The following is a 5,378-nucleotide window of genomic DNA, read 5'->3' as shown; positions in this document are numbered from 1 at the left end:
GTCCCCCCGGTCCGCGCCCGCCGCCGTCTGCTGTCGCCCCGCCCGCCCCCACCGGGCGGCGGTGCGATCTCCCCCGTTCCCCCCGCTTCCCCCCGTTCGGTCACCGGTCTCCCCCCGGCCCGCTCCGCCGCCCCGTGTCGGCGGTGCGGGGCCCGTGACCGGCGCCCGACGCGGACCCGGCACCACCCCCCGGGCCCTCCCGGCCAGGGGGACGGACGGATCCGCCGCCCGGGCGGCCGGCGCCCGACGCGCCGCCCTCCCGGGTGCCACCACTCTCCCGTCCCAGCAGGTCGGAGGCCATCCGCTGTCGTACTCAACCGCGGAACTGAGTACCCGTACTCAGTCGGCCGCGGCGGCCCGGAGCGGAACCGCGGCGGCGGCCCGGGGCGTCCCGGCTCCGGGTACGGTACGGCGGGGCCGGGCGGCCCGGACGGGGTCGCGAGGCCCGCGAGAACGAGGAGGGGGACGCGATGACGGTCCTGCCGCTGATCTTCACCAGCGGTCTGGCCAGCGGCATCAACGCGTACGCGGTGGTGCTGCTGCTCGGCCTGCTGGGCCGGTTCGCCGGCGCGGAGTCGGTGCCGCACGCGCTGGAGCGCACCGACGTGCTCGTCGCGGCGGCCGTGCTGTTCCTGCTGGAGGCGGTCGCCGACAAGATCCCGTACGTGGACACCGTCTGGGACGCCGTGCACACCGTGATCCGGCCGATCGCCGGTGCCGTCGTCGGCGTGCTGATCGCGAGCGCCGACCCGGGCTCGCTCAGCGAGGTCGCGGCCGGGGCGATGGGCGGCACCACCGCGCTGGTCACCCACCTGGTGAAGGCCTCGCTGCGGATGGCCGTCAACACCACGCCGGAACCGTTCAGCAACATCGTGGTCAGCCTGACCGAGGACCTCTCGGTGGCCGGCCTGGTCACCCTGGCGATCTTCCACCCCTGGGCGGCCGCCTCGATCTCCGCCGTCCTGCTGCTGGCCGGTCTGCTGCTGGTCTGGCTGGCGGTCAGCAGGATCCGCGCCTTCCGGGCCCGCCGCCGCGAGCGCAAGGCCGCCAAGGCCGCGTCCGGAGCTTACGCGGGTCGCGCCTAAAATCAGGCCATGGCACGGATCGTCATCATCGGCGCAGGTATGAGCGGGCTCGCGGCGGCCTCCAGGCTGGCGACCATCGGTCACCGGGTGACGGTCTGCGAGGCGGGCGGCAGTTACGGCGGCATGGTCGGCCGGTACGAGCGCGACGGCTTCGCCTTCGACACCGGTCCCGGTCTGCTGCCGCTGCCGGCCGTCTACCGCGACCTCGCGCTCAAGACCGGCAAGGAGCCGCTGGAGCAGCTGGTCGAGCTGGCGCCGGTGGAGCCGGAGAGCCGGCACGTGTTCCCCGACGGGACCGTCGTCACCCTGCCCAACGCCTCCCGCGGCGGCGTCGGCCAGGCCCTGGACACCGCCTTCGGCGCGGGCTCCGGTGCCCGCTGGAGCGCGGTGATGAACAACGGCCGGACGGTCTGGGAGGCGACCCGCCGCCCACTGCTGGAGGAGCCGCTCCCCGCCGACCACGCCTTCCTGGGCGCCGACCCGTACCCCGTCCCGCCGCCCACCGGCCTGGCCCGGCTGCGCCTCCCCCGACCGTGGACCCTGCGGGACGTGGCCGCCCGCGAGCTCGGCGGCCACCCCGGGCTGACCGCGCTGCTCACCGAGGCCGCCGTCCGGTACGGCTTCGCCCCCGGCGACGCCCCGGCCGGGGCCACCGTGCTGCCGTACATGGAGCAGTCCTTCGGCGTCTGGTACGTCCGGGGCGGCCTGCGGGCCCTGGCCGACGCGGTGTTCCGGCGCTGCGAGCTGCGCAAGGTCGACTTCCGCTTCGACACCCCGGTCACCCGGGTGCTCGTCGAGGGCGGCCGGGCCTGCGGGGTGGAGACGGCGGACGGGCGGATCGACGCCGAACTGGTGGTCTCCGCGATGGACGCGGGCGCGCTGCACCACCACGGCCTCGCCGAGTGGCCCGGGCGGCCGGCCGAGCGGTGGGAGCCGCGCGGGGTGCCCGGCCGGTTCGGCGTGCTGCTGGCCCTGCGCGGGGCGCGCCCGGAGGGCACCGCGCACCGCACGGTGGTGCACGCGGCCGACCCGGCGGCGGAGGAGGCCGCGCTGACCGGCGCCGGCCCGCTGTGCGACCGCCCCACCGTGCAGGTACTGCGCCCGGACGACCCGGCGCTGCGCCCCGACGACGCCCACGAGTCCGTGGTGCTGACCGCGACGGTCCCGGCCCTGGACGGGTTCGACTGGACCGCCCCCGGGGTCGCCGACCGCTACGCCGACCAGCTGCTCGCCCACGTCGACGCGGCCGGTCTCGGCCTGCGCGAACGGGTCCTGTGGCGGGTGGTGCGCACGCCCGAGGACACCCGTCGGGAGACCGGCGCCCCCGCCGGCGCCGTCGCCCGGCCCGCCCTGGCCGGCGCCGCGGGCCGGTGGCTGCGCACCGCCAACGCGTCGCCCGTCCCCGGGCTGCTGCTGGTCGGTGGCAACGCCCACCCGGGCGGCGGCCTGTCCCGGGCCGGCATGTCGGCCTGCATCGCCGCCGGGCTGATCGGCCCGGCGTGACGCCGGGCCGGGCCGGTCAGCCCTGGTGCCAGGTGTTCTGCTGCTGCTGGTAGCCGTAGTTCTGGTCGTAGCCCGGCTGCTGCGGGACGCCCTGAGCGTGCTGGCCGTGCTGGTCGAGCTGGTCGGGCTGGGGCTGCCACTGCTGCTGCTCGTGCGGCTGGTGCTGGTGCTGCTGCTGGGCGTTCGGGTCCCAGGTCTGCTGGTGCTGCTGCTGGTAGCCCGCGTACGGGTCCTGGGCCTGCTGGTAGCCGCCGTACGGGTCCTGCTGCTGTTGCGGGTAGCCGCCGTAGGACTGCTGCTGGTCGTAGGCGTAGGCGGGCTGCTGCTGGGGCTGCTGCCACTGCTGCTGCTCGTAGCCGGGCTGGTAGGCCGGGGCGTACGGGTCCTGCGGCTGCTGCGGCTGCTGCTGGGCCTGCGGCTGCTCGTAGTAGGAGGGGGCGTAGACGCCGTCCTGGGCCAGTTCCCGCATCTCGAAGGCGGCGGTCTGCTCGACCTCCGGGACGTCCTCGGCGACCGGGGCGGAGGCCGGGGCGGTGTCCGGGGCCGGGGTCTCCTCGACCGCGCTGACCTCGCCGACCCGCTTCTCCTCGGCCGCCGCGGCCGCGACCGCCGCGCCGCCGGTCAGGGCGCCCAGCAGGGGCACCTTGGCGAGCGGGCCGGGCAGGCTGCCGTCGGCGTTGCGCAGGGACCAGCCGGCCTGGTAGCCCTTCTTGACCGAGAGGGTGACGAAGGTCTGGCCGACCGCGAACAGGGCCGCTCCGGCACCGATCACCACGACCGAGTCGAGGCCCATCCCGACGGCCACCCCGAGGAAGCCGGCCAGGGCGAGGGCCCGCCAGTGCACCGGCGCCCGGTTCTGCAGCAGCACCTCGGCGACCAGCCAGAGCGCCACCACCGCCAACGCGACGTACAGCAGCAGGTATCCGATGCCCATCCGCGCGCTACCTCCAGTCGCGTGCCCGCGCCGGCCGCGCGTGTGCGGCGACTGTACCGGTTCAACGGCCGGGGTACCGCATCGCGTTCCCGCCGTCGGCGGCACCGGCCGCACACGACCGGGCCCGCCACCGGACGGCGGTGACGGGCCCGTGAACAGCGGTGATCAGCGCTGGTGCAGCCCCAGGTTCTGGTAGATCTCCAGCGTCGCCGTCGAGTGGTTGAGCGTGATGAAGTGCAGGCCGGGCGCGCCCTCGGCGAGCAGCCGCTCGGCCATCGTGGTGGCGTGCTCGATGCCGATCGCGCGCAGCGCCACCGGGTCGTCGATGACGGCCCGCAGCCGGGCCTCCAGCTCCGCCGGGAAGGCCGAGCCGCTGAGCTGCGGGAAGCGCTCCAGCTGCTTGGCGTTGGTCACCGGCATGATCTCCGGGATGATCGGGGTCGGGCAGCCCGCGGCGGCGACCCGGTCGCGGTAGCGCAGGTAGTCGTCGACCTCGAAGAACATCTGGGTGATCGCGTAGTCCGCGCCGGAGCGGACCTTGGCGACGAAGTGCCGGATGTCCTCGTCCCAGTCGGCCGAGCGCGGGTGCATGTTCGGCGAGGCCGCGACGCCGACGCAGAAGTCGCCGATGCCCTTGATCAGCTCCACCAGCTCGTAGGCGTAGGTGACGCCGTCCGGGTGACGGACCCACTCGCCCATCGGGTCGCCGGGCGGGTCGCCCCGGACCGCGAGGACGTTCCGCACTCCCTGGTCGGCGTACTGGCCGATGATGTTGCGCAGTTCGGCGACCGAGTGGTCCACCGCGGTCAGGTGGGCGACCGGGGTGAGCGTGGTCTCGGTGGCGATCCGGCCGACCATGTTGACGGTGCGCTCGCGGGAGGAGCCGCCGGCGCCGTACGTCATGCAGACGAAGTTGGGGTCCAGCGGTTCGAGTCGACGGATGGCGTCCCAGAGCTTCTGCTCGCCGACCTCCGTGCGCGGCGGCATGAACTCGAAGGAGAAGGAGCGCTTTCCGGCCGCCAGGAGTTCGCGGACCGTCTGTGCGCGGTCCGGTCTCGTGGAAGCGATGCCGAGTGCCATGCTGGCAGGTTATCCGTCCCCCGAAGGGGCCGGACAACTCGATCCCACGATTCGGGACAAGTAGTGGACGGGCCTCCGCTTCCGCACCGGCCGCCCCGCGCGCCGTCGGCGGCCCCGCTCGCACATCCGTTCCCGGCCGCCCCGCTACGCTTGCTGCACCCCAGCGAACCAGCGGAGCATCATCGTGACCTCGTCCAGCACCCGGCCGGCCAACCCCATGGACGTGGAGGACGTCCGCACCCGCGTCAACACGGCCCTCGCCGCGTTCATGGACGGCCAGTCGGCGCTGCTCGGCACGATCTCGCCGCAGCTGGTGCCCGCCGCCGAGGCCCTGCGCGACTTCCTGCTGGACGGCGGCAAGCGGCTGCGCCCGGGCTTCTGCTACTGGGGCTGGCGCGCCGCCGGCGGCCCCGCCGACGGCGCGGGGATCGCCAACGCGGCCGCCGCGCTGGAGCTGCTCCAGGCCAGCGCCCTGGTGCACGACGACCTGATGGACCGCAGCGACACCCGCCGCGGCCTGCCTTCGGTGCACCGCCGCTTCGAGGCACTGCACCGGGACAGCGGCTGGCGCGGCGACCGCGAGCAGTACGGCGCCTCGGCCGCGGTGCTGCTCGGCGACCTGCTGCTGATCTGGTGCGACGAGCTGTTCCTGCGCTCCGGCCTGGACCCGGCCGCCGTGCTGGCCCGGGTCCGCAACGTCGCCGGGGGCTGCTGCTTCGAGATCGTCCTGCCGGGCGCCCGGGGCTGAGCACCTCCGGGGGCCGAGCCGACCGGGT

General features: G+C 75.1%; 5 protein-coding genes. 3 read left to right on the top strand and 2 right to left on the bottom strand.

Annotated features, from left to right (window positions below; translation table 11 throughout):
- The first annotated feature begins 470 nt into the window (after positions 1-470).
- Together ACFXPX_RS43465 and ACFXPX_RS43460 are read left to right on the top strand one after the other, a co-directional pair.
- A complete protein-coding gene (locus ACFXPX_RS43465; RefSeq protein ID WP_380409966.1) occupies positions 471-1,085 on the top strand; it encodes a DUF4126 domain-containing protein in 615 nt (204 codons plus the stop codon).
- Between the two features lie 9 nt (positions 1,086-1,094).
- Positions 1,095-2,588: a phytoene desaturase family protein gene (locus tag ACFXPX_RS43460; RefSeq protein ID WP_380645072.1), complete on the top strand. Its 1,494-nt coding sequence runs from the start codon at positions 1,095-1,097 to the stop codon at positions 2,586-2,588.
- A 16-nt stretch (positions 2,589-2,604) separates the two neighbouring features.
- Here ACFXPX_RS43460 and ACFXPX_RS43455 read toward each other — a convergent pair whose 3' ends face one another.
- Both ACFXPX_RS43455 and metF read right to left on the bottom strand, forming a co-directional pair.
- Positions 2,605-3,522, bottom strand: coding sequence for a hypothetical protein (locus ACFXPX_RS43455; RefSeq protein ID WP_380645071.1), 918 nt, complete (start codon positions 3,520-3,522; stop codon positions 2,605-2,607).
- Positions 3,523-3,687: 165 nt separating this feature from the next.
- Entirely contained in the window at positions 3,688-4,602 is a 915-nt protein-coding gene (gene metF / locus ACFXPX_RS43450; RefSeq protein WP_375893245.1) for a methylenetetrahydrofolate reductase [NAD(P)H], read from the bottom strand.
- Positions 4,603-4,786: 184 nt separating this feature from the next.
- Between metF and ACFXPX_RS43445 the strand changes: the two genes are divergently transcribed.
- Positions 4,787-5,350, top strand: coding sequence for a polyprenyl synthetase family protein (locus ACFXPX_RS43445; protein ID WP_380645070.1), 564 nt, complete (start codon positions 4,787-4,789; stop codon positions 5,348-5,350).
- The last annotated feature ends 28 nt before the right edge of the window (positions 5,351-5,378 follow it).

Origin of the sequence: Kitasatospora sp. NPDC059146, assembly GCF_042786665.1 — a bacterium.
In the GTDB taxonomy this organism is placed as follows: domain Bacteria; phylum Actinomycetota; class Actinomycetes; order Streptomycetales; family Streptomycetaceae; genus Kitasatospora.
This window is presented reverse-complemented; position numbering and strand designations above follow the sequence as displayed.